General features: G+C 33.8%; 20 protein-coding genes, 1 tRNA gene and 1 pseudogene. 16 read left to right on the forward strand and 6 right to left on the reverse strand.

What is annotated here, in order from left to right; genetic code table 11:
- The first annotated feature begins 2 nt into the window (after positions 1-2).
- The 9 genes and pseudogenes from ACW0JX_RS06470 (at position 3) to ACW0JX_RS06510 (ending at position 5,745) form a co-directional block, all read left to right on the forward strand.
- Positions 3-380: a hypothetical protein gene (locus ACW0JX_RS06470; RefSeq protein WP_001109912.1), complete on the forward strand. Its 378-nt coding sequence runs from the start codon at positions 3-5 to the stop codon at positions 378-380.
- Positions 381-408: 28 nt separating this feature from the next.
- Positions 409-591, forward strand: coding sequence for a DUF3976 domain-containing protein (locus ACW0JX_RS06475; protein ID WP_001178303.1), 183 nt, complete (start codon positions 409-411; stop codon positions 589-591).
- A 133-nt stretch (positions 592-724) separates the two neighbouring features.
- Complete coding sequence (locus ACW0JX_RS06480; protein ID WP_459245516.1) at positions 725-1,087, forward strand: hypothetical protein; 363 nt, start codon at positions 725-727, stop codon at positions 1,085-1,087.
- Positions 1,088-1,103: 16 nt separating this feature from the next.
- A pseudogene (locus tag ACW0JX_RS06485) lies at positions 1,104-1,352 on the forward strand (hypothetical protein).
- An 81-nt stretch (positions 1,353-1,433) separates the two neighbouring features.
- Positions 1,434-1,979 (forward strand): hypothetical protein, encoded by a 546-nt coding sequence (locus ACW0JX_RS06490; protein ID WP_459245517.1) that lies wholly within the window; start codon positions 1,434-1,436, stop codon positions 1,977-1,979.
- Positions 1,980-2,137: 158 nt separating this feature from the next.
- Positions 2,138-2,734 carry a DUF4878 domain-containing protein gene (locus ACW0JX_RS06495; RefSeq protein ID WP_001169495.1) on the forward strand — a complete coding sequence of 199 codons (597 nt, stop codon included), beginning with the start codon at positions 2,138-2,140 and terminating at the stop codon, positions 2,732-2,734.
- A 710-nt stretch (positions 2,735-3,444) separates the two neighbouring features.
- Positions 3,445-3,579 carry an SDR family oxidoreductase gene (locus ACW0JX_RS06500; protein ID WP_255300913.1) on the forward strand — a complete coding sequence of 45 codons (135 nt, stop codon included), beginning with the start codon at positions 3,445-3,447 and terminating at the stop codon, positions 3,577-3,579.
- Between the two features lie 32 nt (positions 3,580-3,611).
- Positions 3,612-4,511 carry an ABC transporter ATP-binding protein gene (locus ACW0JX_RS06505; protein WP_000054722.1) on the forward strand — a complete coding sequence of 300 codons (900 nt, stop codon included), beginning with the start codon at positions 3,612-3,614 and terminating at the stop codon, positions 4,509-4,511.
- Positions 4,504-5,745 (forward strand): ABC transporter permease, encoded by a 1,242-nt coding sequence (locus ACW0JX_RS06510; protein ID WP_446025968.1) that lies wholly within the window; start codon positions 4,504-4,506, stop codon positions 5,743-5,745. The genes ACW0JX_RS06505 and ACW0JX_RS06510 overlap by 8 nt, the downstream gene beginning before the upstream one ends.
- A gap of 294 nt (positions 5,746-6,039) precedes the next feature.
- On the opposite strand, the gene ACW0JX_RS06515 is transcribed toward ACW0JX_RS06510, so the two are convergent.
- The 4 genes from ACW0JX_RS06515 to ACW0JX_RS06530 all read right to left on the reverse strand — a co-directional run bounded on the left by ACW0JX_RS06515 (position 6,040) and on the right by ACW0JX_RS06530 (position 8,589).
- A tRNA-Val gene (locus ACW0JX_RS06515) sits at positions 6,040-6,112 on the reverse strand.
- A gap of 275 nt (positions 6,113-6,387) precedes the next feature.
- Positions 6,388-6,855 carry a hypothetical protein gene (locus tag ACW0JX_RS06520; RefSeq protein ID WP_459245518.1) on the reverse strand — a complete coding sequence of 156 codons (468 nt, stop codon included), beginning with the start codon at positions 6,853-6,855 and terminating at the stop codon, positions 6,388-6,390.
- A gap of 589 nt (positions 6,856-7,444) precedes the next feature.
- Positions 7,445-7,666 (reverse strand): hypothetical protein, encoded by a 222-nt coding sequence (locus ACW0JX_RS06525; RefSeq protein ID WP_000090211.1) that lies wholly within the window; start codon positions 7,664-7,666, stop codon positions 7,445-7,447.
- 167 nt (positions 7,667-7,833) lie between these two features.
- Positions 7,834-8,589 (reverse strand): class I SAM-dependent methyltransferase, encoded by a 756-nt coding sequence (locus tag ACW0JX_RS06530; protein WP_098126052.1) that lies wholly within the window; start codon positions 8,587-8,589, stop codon positions 7,834-7,836.
- Positions 8,590-9,110: 521 nt separating this feature from the next.
- Between ACW0JX_RS06530 and ACW0JX_RS06535 the strand changes: the two genes are divergently transcribed.
- The 6 genes from ACW0JX_RS06535 to calY all read left to right on the forward strand — a co-directional run bounded on the left by ACW0JX_RS06535 (position 9,111) and on the right by calY (position 14,065).
- Positions 9,111-9,338 (forward strand): hypothetical protein, encoded by a 228-nt coding sequence (locus tag ACW0JX_RS06535; protein ID WP_000251856.1) that lies wholly within the window; start codon positions 9,111-9,113, stop codon positions 9,336-9,338.
- 152 nt (positions 9,339-9,490) lie between these two features.
- The gene (locus ACW0JX_RS06540; protein WP_088024907.1) at positions 9,491-10,777 is read left to right on the forward strand and encodes a D-alanyl-D-alanine carboxypeptidase family protein; all 1,287 of its coding nucleotides are present in this window, start codon (positions 9,491-9,493) and stop codon (positions 10,775-10,777) included.
- Between the two features lie 202 nt (positions 10,778-10,979).
- Positions 10,980-11,549: a signal peptidase I SipW gene (gene sipW / locus ACW0JX_RS06545; protein WP_000767792.1), complete on the forward strand. Its 570-nt coding sequence runs from the start codon at positions 10,980-10,982 to the stop codon at positions 11,547-11,549.
- Between the two features lie 62 nt (positions 11,550-11,611).
- Complete coding sequence (locus ACW0JX_RS06550) at positions 11,612-12,199, forward strand: CalY family protein (protein ID WP_000172852.1); 588 nt, start codon at positions 11,612-11,614, stop codon at positions 12,197-12,199.
- Positions 12,200-12,318: 119 nt separating this feature from the next.
- Positions 12,319-13,086 carry a DUF4047 domain-containing protein gene (locus ACW0JX_RS06555; RefSeq protein WP_459245519.1) on the forward strand — a complete coding sequence of 256 codons (768 nt, stop codon included), beginning with the start codon at positions 12,319-12,321 and terminating at the stop codon, positions 13,084-13,086.
- 385 nt (positions 13,087-13,471) lie between these two features.
- On the forward strand, positions 13,472-14,065 hold the full coding sequence (calY, locus tag ACW0JX_RS06560) for a biofilm matrix protein CalY (RefSeq protein WP_000053713.1): 594 nt from the start codon (positions 13,472-13,474) through the stop codon (positions 14,063-14,065).
- A gap of 66 nt (positions 14,066-14,131) precedes the next feature.
- On the opposite strand, the gene ACW0JX_RS06565 is transcribed toward calY, so the two are convergent.
- Both ACW0JX_RS06565 and ACW0JX_RS06570 read right to left on the reverse strand, forming a co-directional pair.
- Positions 14,132-14,455 carry a helix-turn-helix domain-containing protein gene (locus ACW0JX_RS06565; RefSeq protein WP_000578884.1) on the reverse strand — a complete coding sequence of 108 codons (324 nt, stop codon included), beginning with the start codon at positions 14,453-14,455 and terminating at the stop codon, positions 14,132-14,134.
- A gap of 79 nt (positions 14,456-14,534) precedes the next feature.
- Positions 14,535-14,669, reverse strand: coding sequence for an anti-repressor SinI family protein (locus ACW0JX_RS06570; RefSeq protein WP_000276219.1), 135 nt, complete (start codon positions 14,667-14,669; stop codon positions 14,535-14,537).
- A gap of 342 nt (positions 14,670-15,011) precedes the next feature.
- Between ACW0JX_RS06570 and inhA1 the strand changes: the two genes are divergently transcribed.
- A complete protein-coding gene (inhA1, locus tag ACW0JX_RS06575) occupies positions 15,012-17,399 on the forward strand; it encodes a M6 family metalloprotease immune inhibitor InhA1 (protein ID WP_089170655.1) in 2,388 nt (795 codons plus the stop codon).
- Positions 17,400-17,430 lie beyond the last annotated feature (31 nt).

Genomic DNA, 17,430 nt, shown 5'->3' on the forward strand with positions numbered 1-17,430 from the left:
GGATGAATTATTCACAAAAGTACTTTGTAATTATGGGGATTATTTTTCTATTTATGAGTGGATTTATGATATTAACAGGTATAATGACGCATTCTGCACCGCCAAGTCCTACTTATACATTACTTGCAATGATGGTTATGTGTTTCTGCCTTAGTTACTTACACCCGCAATTTAAAGAAAAAGATGAGCGAATGAAACTCATTCGTTATAAAGGAATGTTCTTCAGTTTTTTTGCGTTAACGGCATATTATCTTCTTTTCTCTATCGGCTTAAACTTAAAAATACTTACACTATCTGCTACTGAATTATTGAATATACTTATGGCACTTACGATGAGTACCGTCTTTATCTCATTTGTTGTTTTGGCAAAAAGATATTAAGATGGAAGAGAGAAAGGAAGATTAACATATGCAAATGATGTATGCTTTTGGCATTGGGCTTGTATTATTTTTAGCAGTATTCTTATTTATTCGTAAAGACGTTCAAGGCGGGACGTTAACGAAACGAGGATTTTATAAAATGATCGGCTGTTTAGTTGTTATGTTTATTGCGATTATTGTAATGATTGTTTTAATAAGTCGGTCACTATAAAATTAAAAAATGGAACCTTACTTCGGTAAGGTTTTTTCTTTATTGTTCAACCTAAAAATTACCACTAAATCCATTTACTATAAATGACTTGTATTATATAATCCAATGAAATGATAGATAAGGAGTGTAGTATATGAATAAAAAAACTATCTTCTATTTATTAACTTGTCTACTACTTGTAGCTAGTACTACTTATATAATATGTAACAAACGAGAACAAGTGCCACCTATGTTAGTATGGGACGAACAAGAATACTATGTTACGAATGAATCTACCAAAATAGAAGAAGTTGGGCAAAAACTTGGCGAAGTAACAAAGAAAATTAAAACAAGTAAAAACCCTACTAAAAATAAAGAATCTAATACATTACAAGAGAAAACAGAAGTATTCACAATGATTGAGGAAGAAAAAAGTGATTACCCGCCTTTAATCATAAAGGAAGCTTATAGTGATAAATATAGGGTAGTGAGGCCGATTTTGAAGCAAGTATTATGATGAAAAGGAGATTCATATGCAGACAGTAATTTCGTATCCGTGGGTGTTAAGAAAAATATTTGTCTTTTTCCTCCTATCGGTGCTGTTTACATTTTGATGAATAGAGGAGCGATACAAAAGAGAGATTTTATATTTATTATTTGCTGCTATGAATATATCACTTTGGTTATTGTTTATGATTTTTGATTGGAGTATGTGGATGGTAGTAGGGCATTATTTGTTTGGAGCAGTTGTTATTGTTTTTTCGAATATGAATAAGAGCTAAGCCAGCAACCTTAAAGTTGCTGGTTTTTATTTTGCTATTTATAATGAAGAAACAAATTTTTAATAGAGAGTAGTGGGCGTTATGAAATGGAAAGAGGGAACGTTTGAAAAAATAGACACGAATAACTCATCTGTTGAGCAACTTATAAACACGTTTAAGGAACAAAACTTAATTGGTGGAGCAATAATAAGCTGTTTTAAAGTGCATAACGAAAATTTTTTTAAAGAAATACCACATTCGAAAGATGGACATGAGCACTTCTTTAGAAGAATCTTCAACTCTTTAGATATAATCAATAACTTAGAAGAGTTAAAAATACATACATCAGACAAATATAAGTTTCGTTTTAAAGAGCAGCTGGCAGTTATGCTTGATGGTAGCATTGCTACGCAAATTTTGTGGGGCGGAGCATATGAAGGGTTTAAGGAACGACCAGTTATCGCAAAACAATTAGCAGTCAATGTATGTCAATATATGTTCCAAGATCGATACGAAGATATTAAAGTGTTCGAAAGCTATCGCCCTTGGACAGATTGGTTTTACGATGTTGCGTGGGATGTTACTTGGATGGTGTTAGATAGTAGGGAACAGAAAATATGGTTCATTTGTGCTACGGATACAGATTGATAGAAGAGGGACCTTGTAGGAATGCTGCAAGGCCCTTTATCTTTTGGGAATTAATAGAAAACGAATCATATAAATGCTATACTAAAAAATGTTTGTAATGTCAGTTTCATAATATTGTATGATGCTGACTTACTAGAAAAGATAAGAGGAGAATGAGCGTGCAAAAAATAAAGAGATTATTGCTATTAATGATGGTAGTAGGATTAACAGCAGGTGTTTTAGCAGGGTGTGCAAATCCGAAAGATACTACAGAAGAATTTTTAACAGCGATACAAAAAGGTGATGTAGAAAAGGCTCGTACATTTGTTGAGAGTGACAAAGAATTTAATAAACTAAATGAAAAAACAGATGATGCTGAGGCAAAAGCAATGCTAAGTGCAATTACAAAGAACTTTAAATTTGAAAAGCTAGAAGAAGTATCGAAAAAGGATGACAAAGCAGAAGTGAAAGTAAAAATTACATCTGCTGATCTATCCGTTGCTGTAACAAAAGCAGTGGGAGAAGTTATGCCAATGGCCTTCGCTAGCGCATTTAGTGAAGACAAAGAACAATCTGAAAAAGCAATCGAAAAAACAATGACCTCAACTATCATCAAAAACTTAACGGATAAAGATGCAGCAATGGCAACTCGCGAAGTTACATTGAACTTAAAGAAAGACAAAGATGGCGACTATAAAATCGTTGCTGACGATAACTTGAAAGAAGTATTGTTTGCCAATGCGAAGTCTTTGGAGAAGATGTTTGGTGGGAAGTAATTGAATGAGATAAAAAAGAGACACCATATCACGTAAAAGGTTGATATGGTGTCTCTTTTTTATGAACCTGGAGAGGTTTGAACTCACGGTATTAATTCTATAAATTTTATATTATGATTCTTTGATTTAATACATCAAGCTAGTTGTAACAGAGGAGGTACTGTATTCTATGTTTTCTTATGCGGATCCTATAGCGTAGAAAGGTAAAATTTCTGGACCAGATTTTAATTAGTTTTCCTTCAGTTTTAATGAGGAGGTGTGCGAAGATGTTGTGACTATGTCTGCTGAATACTATTAATTGTGAAGTTAAATAAGACAACAATTTATTAGAGGAAGATTAGTTAGTTTAAGTATCAGATTTAGGTGTTTAACAGGGGTACTAATTAATTTCAGTTCTTCCATGAAAAATTAAAGAAAAAGTATGGATAAACAAATTCTTGTTTTAAGTGAATTTTGTGAATGTGGGGGGCCGCTTTAAATAAAGATGGTCAACGCTATGTAAATAATTGAGAGTTTTAAAATATGTAAAATTGCATATTAAATATTTTAAATCTTATGCTAACCTTATAATGCGAAATATAACATTTGTTGGTAATAATTAATTTTTGAAAGATAAAAAATTAATCATTACAGTGGTATACAATTCACTGTCCTATAGCATAAACAATAATAACGAAAGTTATTTGAAGTCCTTTGAAGGAAATAAGTTATTGAAAAAAATTCCATATAGAAAATTTGTTGAAATTTCAGATGTAACAGATGTCATTTTATTTTTAATGTCTGATAAAAGCGATGCCATTAGAGGGCAAAATATTGTGGTTGACTATGGATATACAATTGTATAAATAAATCATCTTGGGAATTAAGGGTGTGGATAATGAGTTTACTAATTAAAGATTTAACAAAGAAATTTGACGAGCATGTTGCAGTGAATAATTTGAATATCGAGATACCAAAAGGTGAAATATTTGGATTCTTGGGCGGGAATGGAGCAGGTAAAACGACTACATTTCGAATGATACTTGGACTTTTATCGAAATCAAGTGGGACCATTTCATGGAATGGTAAACCTATAAATTATGGTGTTACAGATAAAATTGGGTATTTACCAGAAGAACGTGGTCTTTATGCGAAAATGACTGTCAAAGAACAAGTTAACTTTTTTGCAAAACTAAAGAACATGAAAAGTAAAGATGCAGAAAAAGAACTTCACTATTGGCTGGAGCGTTTTAATATTACTGAGCATCTGAACAAAAAGGTAGGAGAACTTTCTAAAGGGAATCAGCAAAAAATCCAGCTGATAACAGCGATTATACATAAGCCTGAACTCTTAATTTTAGATGAACCATTTAGTGGTTTAGACCCAGTAAATGTTGAAATGTTAAAAGACGCTGTTCTTGATATGCAAAAACAAGGGTCGTCAATTCTTTTTAGTTCACATCGTATGGAACATGTGGAAGAGTTATGCCAACACATTTGTATTATGCACAAAGGTGTACCTGTTGTTCAGGGTGACATTGCCAAAATTAAAAGTGATTTTGGTAAAAAGAACGTTGTAATCGTTGGCGATCATGACTTTGACCATTTGAAAGAAATAAAAGGTGTAGAAAGTATGAAGAAACGTAAAAATGCAGTTACTCTTAAAATTTCATATGAAGAAGTGTCACATGTTTTATTTAAAGAGATAACAAAATTAGGGTATGTTAAAAAGTTTGCAGTAGAAGAGCCTACATTAAATGATATCTTTATTGCGAAAGTAGGTGCACAAAATGAGTAGTTTCTGGACAATTTTTTTACAAAACTATAAATCTAAAGTGAAATCAAAATCATATTTTGCTATTACAATAATAGTTTCTATGTTAATTATAGGATTGATGAATTTTGACAAGATTTATAACTTGTTTGCAGGTAACGAGGACGATCAAGTTGTTGTTGTTACAGAAAAAGAAGAATTATATTCAACCATTCATCAAGTGTTTAAAAATGTCGATAGTAAGATACAAGTTAAACGTAGCACGGATAAACAAAAAGCAGAATCAGGTGTTAAAAATGGTGATTATACATATGCAATCGTTGTAGAGGAATTGAATAATAAACAATTAAAGGCTACGTATATAACTGAGACGGATGTAAATCAGCAAGATGTTAGCAAGGTTCAAACGATTTTATCTCAAATACAATCTTCTAACTTCGCCCAGCAATTGAATCTATCGCAAGATGAATTAAAGGTGTTAACAACGCCAGTAGAAATTCATACCAAAACGGTTTCAGATAAGGTTAAAGATGGAGAACATACTGAGGGTGTAGGGATTTTAATTAATGTCTTTATCATGCTAAATTATGTAATGATATTAATGTATGCTGCACAATTAGCGACAGATGTTGCAACAGAGAAATCTTCTCGTGTTATGGAGTTAGTTGTTTCAAGTATTTCGCCTACCAAACATTTATATGCGAAGCTATTCTCGACATTATCGGCTGGTATTACGCAAATCATAATTTGGGGCTTGGTCGCAACTGTTGGATATAAAACAGCAATTAATGATTCGAAAAATGATATTTTAAATAGTATTGATTTAAATTCTGTTGCTCCAACTCTAGTGTTTTATGGGATTCTATTCTTCACATTAGGATTCTTATTATATGGCTCATTATCTTGTCTATTTGGCTCTATCATTACGCGTATAGAGGAATCTTCTCAAGCTGTTATGCCGCTGATGTTTATGTTACTTGCTGCTTTGTATATCGCAATTTATGGAATGTCAAATCCAAGTAGCATGGTTGTTACCATTACTAGTTATGTACCTTTCTTTACTCCTATAGTTATGCTTGTACGAATTGGATTCCTTAATATCCCAGTATGGGAGATTGCGCTAGCATTAGGGATTCTAATCGCAACAATATGTATAATGATTGGTTTAACGAGTCGTGTTTACCGCGGTGGCGTATTAATATATGGTAAAGGTGCATTTAGTAATATCAAAAAGGCAATCAAGTTAGGGCAAAAATAGGATTGGTTTATTCATATTTAAAAAGACTACATAGTTAATCTATGTAGTTTTTTGTTGTTACGATAATTTTTATATATAAATTATTGTATTAAGCTATTTTTCAAAGAGAACTTTAAAAAGATCCCAAAAGAGAGTAAAGAATCGAGTTCTGGCGAACAACGCAGAGCGATGATTGATATAATTTATGTCTTTCTCCAAAATGAAGACAAGAAGTAGGGGGGGAATTTAGTTTTAATAATAATCATTTATTTGCTACATAAAGAAAACCCCTTGAATATCAAGGGGTTTTTCCTATGATCCCGACTGGCCTCGAACCAGCGACCTCCACCCTGTCAAGGTGGCGCTCTCCCTGCTGAGCTACGGGATCCCAACTATAAATATTACGACCAGCAATGTGTTTTCATTTCATTCGTGTAATCGGAGGATTTGTATAATTTATTGAATATTGTAACATTTGATGTATTCCTATAATAGCAACAAAATTCAATAGTGTAAAGATGTAATTTTCTGAATATTACTATTCCAATTTGTATATAAAAAATAAGCCCCGAAGAGCTTATTTCAATAATAATAATAATATCACCGCAATTATCAATGATATTATCAAAAATACAAGCATAAATAATAGAGCTCGTTCATGAGCTATCGTCCTGTAACTGTCATTCCTGCTGTGTAAATTGTATCTACAGAACCGTCAGCACTTAAAACTTCAACTTTATAGCGATATGTTCCATTGTCTGAAATGTTTTCGCCATATCCTGTGAAAGTAGAAATTTCATCATTACTTCCAGCTGGAACCCATTGATTTTGCCAATGGAAGAAAGTATCATATTCTCCCCAGTTATCGCCATATTTTTTCTCGATGCTGACATTGTAATGAATATCTTCAGCTCGTTCATTTGTAATTCTTGCAATTACGTTTTGACCGAAGCTATATTCTGTAGCGTGTACTTGAACTGTAACACCATTCAACGTTTCGCTAGGACCACAAATATAACGACAGAACTCGCTTGCTCCGTCAGCATTTGCCTTCGGTGTATCAATGTTCATAGCTGTTAAACCGCCTAAAGCTAAAGCTCCTGTTAATAATACTTTACCAAATGCTTTCACTTAAAATTCCCCCTAAGTATATTTTCAATTCGTTCCATAGATATCACATTAAGTAGTTTTATAACGTTAATCTAATCGAACACTTTTTTCCTCGAGTGCATTCGCTATGAATCTTTCATCTTGTAGTAATCTAATCTCTACATAAAATTTCATAGTTTTGATTCCATATATGTATCATGATTTACATAGAACAAATCTGTTAATACGTTTTGGTTAATTGCTTATCCCACTACTTTTTATTACCTTTTATTGGTAAAACATTGATTTTATTATATACCATTATTATCTATTTACAAGAGAAAATCATACTGTATGCAAAAGTGCATAATAAAAAACACTGCTTGTATTCTGAATTACAGAATACAAGCAGTGTTGAGTTTCAATTAATATTTGATTGGAACCTAATGCTTATACATATATCATCGTTTATTAAAGTCATAATTGATAAACCTTGTCCAGGGGACGCCCTTTCTGCTGAGCTACGGGATCTTCAAGAGGGAAAGTATAAGCGATTATGAGAGTAATGTATGAAGGGATAATGATGAGAAGCGAATTTAGTAGAAAGTAGTCTTTGGATGTAGAGGTTATATTATTTCCGATACCAATCCAAAGGACCTTCATCACTCAAATCAACAAGAAAAGGGAACAAGAAGTGTAAAGGTAAGCTTATAAGTTCTGGCATAGCGTTCACTGTTTTCTTTGATAGATATTGCCTCCCAAAACAATACGGACAATCTTTTTCAAATGCCAAGAGTATCGACCATACGTCTTTTACTTTCCATTTCGTTTTACAATACGTACAACGCGCCATTGAGTTCCTCCTCATTTTAAGGTGTTTTCTAATAGATTCTACTTTATTGTACGAAAGTCATTTGAATTTGATGTGGTAAAATACAAAACAAGCCTAACCCCGTTGTACATGTGGGAAGGGGCTAGGCTTGTTTTAATTTCGATCAAAGTCTCTTTGTATCAGGCTGTTTATACATTGCCTAGATAACTTCGCGTTAAATTCGGGAGAATAATTTTTCCATTTTTACTGTGTTTTTCGAATAGCTCTGATAGGAGAAAAATAAAATTTTTATACTGTTCGTCATTTTCTTTCGGAGCATAAGAAGCTGATAAATTCCTTCCCAAAAACCCTTCATAATCAAAAAGTAAATCATTTTGATATTCTTTAAACTCATACTTTCCATCCTTAAAAAAGCTATTAAATACTTCTGGAGTTTCATCTATTCCACCGCTAAATCCTTTAAAGTTTGGACAGGTTTTCTGGCAAATTTCTGCGTTCTCTTTAATAAGTGGACTAGTTAAATCTCTACTATTCCAAACAAGAGCAACATTTGCTTTTTGTTTTAAAATTCGTTGGCATTCGATTTTGAAAGCCTCTTTATTAAACCAATGAAATGCTTGGGCAACAGTTACTAAATCTACACTATTTTCTTTTAAAGTGGTATGTTCAGCAGTTGCTTTTATGGATTGAAAACGAGAATATAGTTTTAACGATTGCTCAGCGATCTTCCTCATATCATCATTTGGTTCAACTCCAATAACATGTAAACCACTTTCAAGCAGCTGGTGGCTAAATATCCCCGTACCTGAACCAATATCAGCCACAATCCGATTCCCTTTCAGTTGGTTAGCTGAAAGCAAGTAATCAATATATTCATTAGGATAACTAGGGCGATATTTTGCATATATATCGGCCCTGTCAGTAAAATTTTCTGTTGTTTTCACAGTACTACCTTCTTTCTTACGATATTATGTACAGAAATAGAAATTAAATATGAATTCCGGCATCAGTCTCTAAGTCTACAATTTAAGAGTCCAGCTAAATAGAAAGCCTCAGTTTCTTTATTCAAATATCCTTTATCCGTTTAGTATACTATTTTAGATAATATCTTCCAAAAGACTAGAATGGCTTACTCAATTATGTTTTAAAGTGTATATTTTTATGGATTTATTTAATAATTTATGAGCGATTGTATGTCGTATTACGTTTACGTAGGTAAGAGATTTTCATTTTTGCTATTTAAATTGGCCAATATATCCTTTTTACAATTTACTGAAAATCATGTATAACAGAGATACATGATTATTTTATCTCGCTATTTGCGGGCAGTAAGATCCCTTACCTCGAAATTTAGCAAAAGTAAAGAAGTTAGGTTGGGGTCGGGATGGCCGTAAAAGTCCGATTGGTGAGGGTTGATTAAAGTTTCACTTTATAAATATTCAGAAGTAGAGGGAGAAAAGTTGTAATGGTAAGAAAAACATTCAAGATGCGCGTGTCTAAAAATAGAACGATTTCGATTAATGGCTCGATTCTTGATGTGGATGTTACACATGATGAATTTTTACAAGAGTTTGTTGAGTGGGTCGATTCTAAAGGTTGGTCGTTTATGGGGATAACGGATGAGATTACGCCCGAGGAAGCTAGTCAAAAGTTAATAGATTCGTTGATTGATGAGAAGGATAAGAAAGAGTAATTCCTTCTTATTTTTATTGTATATTTATGTTCTTTATCGTAAAAATATGATATAGTAAAAAATAGTGAAAATTCTTCCAGTTTAATACAAATTACATATGATTGGTAGATTTATTATTTTGTTAGAGGAGTAAATGGAAAAGGGAGAGTCATATGGTAAATTTTAAGAAAATTTTGGTTTTTATTACAGTTATTTGTTTGTTTTTGTTGACACCTATGACATTGCGTGCTGAGACGAATATTGGAGTAAATCCAGAACAAGTTGCACCACCACCTGCAGAAGGACCGAATGTTTTTAGTCAGTTTGCAACGACAATTGATGCGAAAACAGGAGATGTTTTGTATGACAAAAACGCATATCACCGAGCATATCCTGCTAGTACGACGAAGGTGTTAACAGCGATTTTACTCATGGAGCATACAAAGCCAGAGGATCAATTTACATTTTCACAATTAGCATTAGATCAAGAGAAGAGTAATTATCAAATTGAGTTTCAACCTGGAGAGACAATTAATAGAAATACTGCGCTTATGATTTTAATGGTGCTGAGTGCGAATGATGTGTCGTATGCGATTGCGGAGCGGATTGGCGGGAGTGTTGAGAATTTCGCTAATATGATGAATGAGAAAGCGAAGCAATTAGGGGCGAAAGATAGCCACTTTGTAACACCGAATGGACTGCATGATCCGAACCATTATACGACGCCGTATGATATGGCTATGATTACGAAGGGTGTGCAAAAGTATCCTGAAATTTTACAAGCGATGAATACGAAAAGAACGACAGTTACGACGTCTAGGCAGACGGTGTCTATTTTTAATAAATCTAATTTTTTTGAAAATCCATATAGCATTGGCGGTAAGACAGGGTTTACGAATGAAGCGCGTAATACACTTGTTTTATTAAATGAGAAAGATGGAAATCGTATTATAAGCGTAGTAATGGCTTCTCAAAGACCTGAAATTTATGAAGATTTGAAGCAGATGGCGGAATATTCTTTCGGTCAATTTACGAAGCAAATGGTGCTGGATAAACATAATTGGCATCAAAAAACAACATATTTAAATAAAGATGTTAATTCTGAGTTGGAACAAAGTGCGGAGCTTATGCTTAAGAAAGATGAAGGGAAAAATGTGAAAACTATTTTCCGGGCGGCTTCATTAGATAAAGAATCTTTATATCATAAAGGAATACATCGTGGTGAGGTAGTTGGTGCAGTTGATATTACGAAAAATAATCAAACAATTGCGACGGTAAACGTTCTTTCGACAGAAGATGTCACTTTTACGATGCCTAAAAAAGATACAATTGCATCTGAAGAAAAAGAGTTAGATGTGAAAGTAATAAGTGTTGGGATAGGCGCCCTTGTACTATTTGGAGCCATTTTATATGTAGTACTACGCCGAAATACAAAAGGAATGAAAACAGAAGAAAAATAACGTAGTAGTAAAAAGGCTGTGGAGAGATTTTGTCACAGTCTTTTTTATATGCTAAAAAGATATTTAACTAATAATTGTAAATTTTCTTATTGCAATAACTTAAAGTTCGTTATATCATTTACTTGTGTTCTTGTTAAAGAACGAGGGTAAATGAACATTGCATACTTCAAATAATATAAAACAACGGAGAGGGAGAGAGACGATGAAATTAATATGGAAGATAATTAGCAACGCGATCTCATTTGTTTTATTTGCATTGATGGTTTTTTTAGCTTTTGTAGTTATTTCTTCAAAAGCAAGCGGTGGTGATCCGACAGTGATGGGATATCAATTTAAGAGCGTTCTTTCAGGATCAATGGAGCCGACGTTTTTAACGGGATCAATCATTGCAATAGAACCAAACAAAGATGGTTCTAAATATCAAAAAGGTGATGTTATTACCTTTAAAGAGAAAGATCAAAAAATTATCACTCACCGTATTATCGGTGTGAAAGATACAAATGGAAAAGTAATGTATGAAACAAAAGGGGATAACAACAACGGACCAGATTTAGAGCCAGTACTTGCAGAAAATGTAGTTGGAAAGTATGCAGATATTACAGTTCCGTACGTTGGTTATTTACTGAATTATGCGAATTCAAAAGCGGGAGCAGCATTACTTCTTATTATTCCAGGAGTCTTTTTACTTGGATATTCCGCGATTTCTATTTTTGGGGCTATTCGTAGCATTGACGGAGAAAAGAAAGATAAAAAAGTAGAACAATCCGTCTAGTTCGTTTGGTTATACTTTCCGTTTAGGAAGTTAACAAATATATATATTAAGGGGATATGGACATGACTTTAAAGAAAAAATTAGGAATGGGTATTACATCAGCAGTACTAGGAGCAGCGTTAGTTGGTGGAGGAACATTTGCATTTTTCAGTGATAAAGAAGTGTCAAACAATACATTTGCGGCTGGGACACTGGATTTAGCATTAAATCCATCAACAGTTGTTAACGTATCGAATTTAAAACCTGGGGATACAATTGAAAAAGAATTTAAACTAGAAAATAAAGGCTCTTTAGATATTAAAAAGGTTCTACTGAAAACAGATTATAATGTAGAAGATGTAAAGAAAGATAATAAAGATGATTTTGGTAAACATATTAAAGTAACATTCTTAAAAAATGTAGATAAGCATGAGACAATTGTGAAACAAACTACTTTAGATAAATTAAAAGGTGACACACTTACAGCTGTAGATAATGATTTATCGGCTTGGTTCTGGGATGAAAAAGGTATTTCAGCAGGTAAATCTGATAAATTCAAAGTGAAATTTGAGTTCGTTGATAATGGAAAAGATCAAAATCAATTCCAAGGCGATAAGTTACAATTAAATTGGACGTTTGATGCACAACAAACAGCAGGTGAAGAAAGATAATAAGAAAAAGGGCTATCACATGGATAGCCCTTTTTCTATTTTTCTAGTATTTGTCTATCAATTTTAATAGTTCTTTACTATAATATAGGTAATGTTCTGTATAAAGAACGTAATGTTCGATGGGAGAGATTAAGATGCTGAAAAGACCGCGTAATTTTAAAAAAATGCTTATATTGCCGTGTATGTGTTCTATTACGTTTTATTTAGGATCTCAAATTATGACGCATACAGAAGCGGCGTTCATTCATGAAACGAAAGTAGAAGCAACGCTTTCTACAGCAATTATATTTCCGAAAACAGTTAATACGTTAAAAGAGCAATCTGAGAAACATAAACAGTTTATTGAGCGTGAGTATGGAACGATGAAGGGAAAATCGAAAGCAACTTCTATTGAAGAAATAAAACAGGCGATTTCTGTATGGCAACAAGGGCGTGAGAAAATTGTTGCTGAGAAGGAAGCTCTGCAAAATGTATATACTGAAATAGAAGCTCCTTACAATCAAATACAAGAAGAATTAAAGGTAAATAAAGATGAGTCGATGCAGCAAGTGTCCGTATATGTAAATGAAGGCTTTCGCAGTATCAAAGAGAAACGTGACTATATTGAGAAAGAAATTAGCTTGAAAGCTATTGATGAGCAAATTCAGGCTCTTCAGCAACAATTAAACGTTGCAATTGAAGCGGAAGGACAAAAGAAAGTAGAAGAACAGAAGAAAGTAGAAGAACAGAAGAAAGTAGAAGAACAGAAGAAAGTAGAAGAACAGAAGAAAGTAGAAGAACAGAAGAAAGTAGAAGAACAGAAGAAAGTAGAAGAACAAAAGAAAGTAGAAGAACAGAAGAAAGTAGAAGAACAAAAGAAAGTAGAAGAGCAGAAGAAAGCGGAGTAACTGCTTTAGTGAAACAGCCGGAAAACAAGAATGTGGTGTAAGAGAGTGTGAACGAATAAGCAAGACTAGTAATATTTATACGAGTGTGAGGGAAAGTTAGCCCTCACCTCTTTGTTTTGCTTTTTCTTATAGTATTAAATGATTTGAGTGTGAAAAAAGATATAAATTATCATTCATTTTTCTGAAAAGTCTAAATAATATTGAGAAATAAAAATAACTGAAAATATTAATAAATATGTGTTGTGTTTATATAGTTTTGTTCGTTATAATGAACATAAGGTTTTTAAAAAAGAACACATATTAGCTAAGCTAATATAGTTTTCTTTACATCTCTTATTGAAAAATAAGTGATAAAAATATAAAAAAAAGCTAGGGGGAATTGATTGTGAGTCTGAAAAAGAAATTAGGTATGGGAGTTGCATCAGCAGCATTGGGGTTAGCTTTAATTGGTGGAGGAACATTTGCATTCTTTAGCGATAAAGAAGTATCAAACAATACATTTGCAGCTGGGACGTTAGACCTTACATTAAACCCTAAGACGCTTGTAGATATTAAAGATTTAAAACCAGGGGATTCTGTTAAGAAAGAGTTCTTATTACAAAACAGCGGTTCGTTAACTATTAAAGACGTTAAATTAGCAACAAAGTATACTGTTAAAGATGCAAAAGGTGATAATGCTGGTGAAGACTTTGGTAAGCACGTTAAAGTAAAATTCCTTTGGAACTGGGATAAACAAAGTGAGCCTGTATACGAAACAACTTTAGCAGACTTACAAAAAGTTGATCCAGATCTTTTAGCTAAAGACATCTTTGCTCCTGAGTGGGGAGAAAAGGGTGGATTAGCAGCTGGTACAGAGGATTATCTATGGGTGCAATTTGAATTTGTAGATGACGGAAAAGACCAAAATATCTTCCAAGGTGATACATTGAATTTAGAATGGACATTCAATGCTAATCAAGAAGCTGGGGAAGAAAAATAATGAAAAAGCGGGTATTCCCGCTTTTTTTTATAAAGAAAAAGAAGTGCTGATTGTAAGCACTTCTTTCTATTTATTATTTTGCTTCCACTTTGTAAATTCAAGAAATTCACGAAATTGTTCTTTGGAGACACCAGAGTTCATTGCATCTTTAACAAGTTGTGTCCATTCGGAGTCTAGGTTAGTTTCCTTTGTTGTTTCATCATGAAGTAAAGTATCAACTGGAATTTGTAGAACTGCTGCGATCTTTTCAAGAAACTGAATGGAAGGGTTTTTTTGTAAATTTCGTTCTATAGAACTAATGTAAGATTTAGCAACGCCAGCTTTTTCGGCAAGTTCAGTTAATGAAATACCTTTTTGTAAACGAAGGCGTTTTATACGTTCTCCAATCATATTTGCGCACCTTTCTATCAATATGTAGTTGTCTTATGATGTCATTATTATAACATAAACTTCGTTAAAAAGAACAAACCTATTGAGCCTGACTGGATGGCTTCATACGTTGGAAAAATTGCTCGATGTCTTGCATGGCGATACCAGCATCTAGAGCTTCAAGTATTAAATCAATCCATTCTTGATCCAGTGCGTCTGTCTTATCTTTGTACAAATGTAATTCCTCCCTAATTATCGGTCATAATTGCTGCTACAAAATACATGATAATGCAATCGGATTTTGTGTTTTATATAGTGAATTATCAAATATTGTGTAGATGAAACAAAGATAAAATCCCCATTAAACTCCCTCTATGGAAATTATAAATTGTTCGATAAAAACTTTCAATATTTTCAGAAAACATTGTTGAATTGTGATATATTCGTATGCTAACTATGAAATTTTTACAAATATATTAAAAACATTACATAATGTGACTAAATATTGAAAAAATATTGAATTTTTAATAAAATTCAATTTGTAATACATATTATTTATTAGGGGAGGAAATATGGGATGAACAAGAAACCGTTCAAAGTTTTGTCATCAATCGCTTTGACAGCTGTATTAGGCCTTTCATTCGGAGCTGGCACTCAATCTGCATATGCTGAAACGCCTGTGAATAAAACAGCTACGAGCCCAGTTGATGATCATTTAATTCCGGAAGAACGTTTAGCAGATGCGCTAAAAAAACGTGGGGTAATTGATTCGAAGGCTTCAGAGACAGAAACAAAGAAAGCAGTCGAAAAGTATGTAGAGAACAAAAAGGGTGAAAATCCTGGAAAAGAAGCAGCAAATGGGGACCAGCTTACGAAAGATGCATCCGACTTTTTAAAGAAAGTAAAAGATGCGAAAGCAGACACGAAAGAAAAATTAAATGAACCAGCAACAGGGGCACCTGCAGCGTCAGGCCCAGTTAAAGGCGGACTAAATGGTAAAGTGCCAACTTCTCCAGCAAAACAAAAAGACTATAACGGTGAAGTTCGTAAAGACAAAGTACTCGTTTTACTTGTAGAGTACGCTGACTTTAAACATAATAATATCGACAAAGAGCCTGGATATATGTATTCTAACGATTTTAATAAAGAACATTATGAAAAAATGTTATTCGGTAATGAGCCATTCGCATTAGATGATGGAAGCAAAATCGAAACGTTTAAACAATATTACGAAGAGCAATCTGGCGGTAGTTATACAGTAGACGGAACAGTTACAAAATGGTTAACAGTTCCTGGTAAAGCTGCTGATTACGGTGCAGATGGTGCGACAGGTCATGATAATAAAGGACCAAAAGGACCACGTGATTTAGTAAAAGATGCATTAAAAGCAGCTGTAGATAGTGGTATTGATTTATCAGAGTTCGATCAATTTGATCAATACGATGTAAATGGTGATGGAAATAAAAATCAACCAGATGGTTTAATCGATCACTTAATGATTATTCATGCGGGTGTTGGACAAGAAGCAGGCGGTGGTAAATTAGGCGATGATGCAATTTGGTCGCACCGTTGGACAGTTGGACCAAAGCCATTCCCAATTGAAGGTACACAAGCGAAAGTTCCATATTGGGGCGGAAAGATGGCAGCATTCGACTACACAATTGAACCAGAAGATGGAGCGGTTGGTGTATTCGCACATGAATATGGTCACGATTTAGGTCTTCCAGATGAGTACGATACACAATATAGTGGTCAAGGTGAGCCGATTGAAGCTTGGTCTATTATGAGTGGCGGAAGCTGGGCTGGTAAAATCGCAGGAACGACGCCAACGAGTTTCTCACCACAAAATAAAGAGTTTTTCCAAAAAACAATTGGTGGTAACTGGGCAAATATCGTAGAAGTAGATTACGAGAAATTAAATAAAGGTATCGGTCTAGCGACATATTTGGACCAAAGTGTTACGAAATCAGATCGACCAGGTATGATCCGTGTTAACTTACCAGATAAAGATGTTAAAACAATTGAGCCAGCATTTGGTAAACAATATTATTACAGCACAAAAGGTGACGATCTTCATACGAAGATGGAAACACCGTTGTTCGATTTAACGAATGCAACGAATGCAAAATTTGATTTCAAGTCATTATATGAGATTGAAGCAGGTTATGATTTCCTTGAAGTACACGCTGTAACAGAAGATGGTAAACAAACGTTAATTGAAAGACTTGGCGAGAAAGCAACTAGTGGAAATGCAGATTCGACAAATGGAAAATGGATTGACAAATCATATGATTTAAGTCAATTCAAAGGCAAGAAAGTAAAATTAACATTTGATTACATTACTGATGGTGGTTTAGCATTAAATGGATTCGCTCTTGATAATGCTTCATTAACAGTAGATGGTAAAGTAGTATTCTCTGATGATGCAGAAGGTACACCACAATTAAAATTAGATGGTTTCGTTGTATCTAACGGAACAGAAAAGAAAAAACATAACTACTATGTTGAGTGGAGAAACTATGCTGGGGCAGATAACGCGTTGAAATTTGCTCGCGGTCCAGTATTTAACACTGGTATGGTTGTATGGTATGCAGATTCAGCTTATACAGATAACTGGGTTGGTGTACATCCAGGACACGGTTTCCTTGGTGTTGTTGATTCTCATCCAGAAGCAATTGTTGGTACTTTAAATGGTAAACCAACAGTTAAGAGCAGTACACGATTCCAAATCGCTGATGCTGCGTTCTCATTCGACAAAACACCAGCTTGGAAAGTTGTATCTCCAACGCGTGGAACATTTACGTATGATGGCTTAGCAGGCGTACCGAAGTTTGATGATTCTAAAACGTATATTAATCAACAGATTCCAGATGCAGGACGTATTTTACCGAAGCTTGGTTTGAAATTTGAAGTAGTAGGACAAGCTGATGATAATTCTGCAGGTGCTGTTCGTTTATATCGTTAATACAGTAAAACTACCGAGAGATTTTCTTTCG

Source organism: Bacillus sp. C-3-6 (genome assembly GCF_054509685.1).

Coding starts and splice junctions, on each gene's coding strand:
- ACW0JX_RS06490 (WP_459245517.1), top strand. CDS start 1,434: ATGAAATGGAAAGAGGGAACGTTTGAAAAAATAGACACGAATAACTCA.
- ACW0JX_RS06470 (WP_001109912.1), top strand. CDS start 3: ATGAATTATTCACAAAAGTACTTTGTAATTATGGGGATTATTTTTCTA.
- ACW0JX_RS06540 (WP_088024907.1), top strand. CDS start 9,491: ATGGTAAATTTTAAGAAAATTTTGGTTTTTATTACAGTTATTTGTTTG.
- sipW (WP_000767792.1), top strand. CDS start 10,980: ATGAAATTAATATGGAAGATAATTAGCAACGCGATCTCATTTGTTTTA.
- ACW0JX_RS06475 (WP_001178303.1), top strand. CDS start 409: ATGCAAATGATGTATGCTTTTGGCATTGGGCTTGTATTATTTTTAGCA.
- ACW0JX_RS06505 (WP_000054722.1), top strand. CDS start 3,612: ATGAGTTTACTAATTAAAGATTTAACAAAGAAATTTGACGAGCATGTT.
- ACW0JX_RS06535 (WP_000251856.1), top strand. CDS start 9,111: ATGGTAAGAAAAACATTCAAGATGCGCGTGTCTAAAAATAGAACGATT.
- ACW0JX_RS06480 (WP_459245516.1), top strand. CDS start 725: ATGAATAAAAAAACTATCTTCTATTTATTAACTTGTCTACTACTTGTA.
- inhA1 (WP_089170655.1), top strand. CDS start 15,012: ATGAACAAGAAACCGTTCAAAGTTTTGTCATCAATCGCTTTGACAGCT.
- ACW0JX_RS06550 (WP_000172852.1), top strand. CDS start 11,612: ATGACTTTAAAGAAAAAATTAGGAATGGGTATTACATCAGCAGTACTA.
- ACW0JX_RS06565 (WP_000578884.1), bottom strand. CDS start 14,455: ATGATTGGAGAACGTATAAAACGCCTTCGTTTACAAAAAGGTATTTCA.
- ACW0JX_RS06525 (WP_000090211.1), bottom strand. CDS start 7,666: ATGGCGCGTTGTACGTATTGTAAAACGAAATGGAAAGTAAAAGACGTA.
- ACW0JX_RS06510 (WP_446025968.1), top strand. CDS start 4,504: ATGAGTAGTTTCTGGACAATTTTTTTACAAAACTATAAATCTAAAGTG.
- ACW0JX_RS06555 (WP_459245519.1), top strand. CDS start 12,319: ATGGGAGAGATTAAGATGCTGAAAAGACCGCGTAATTTTAAAAAAATG.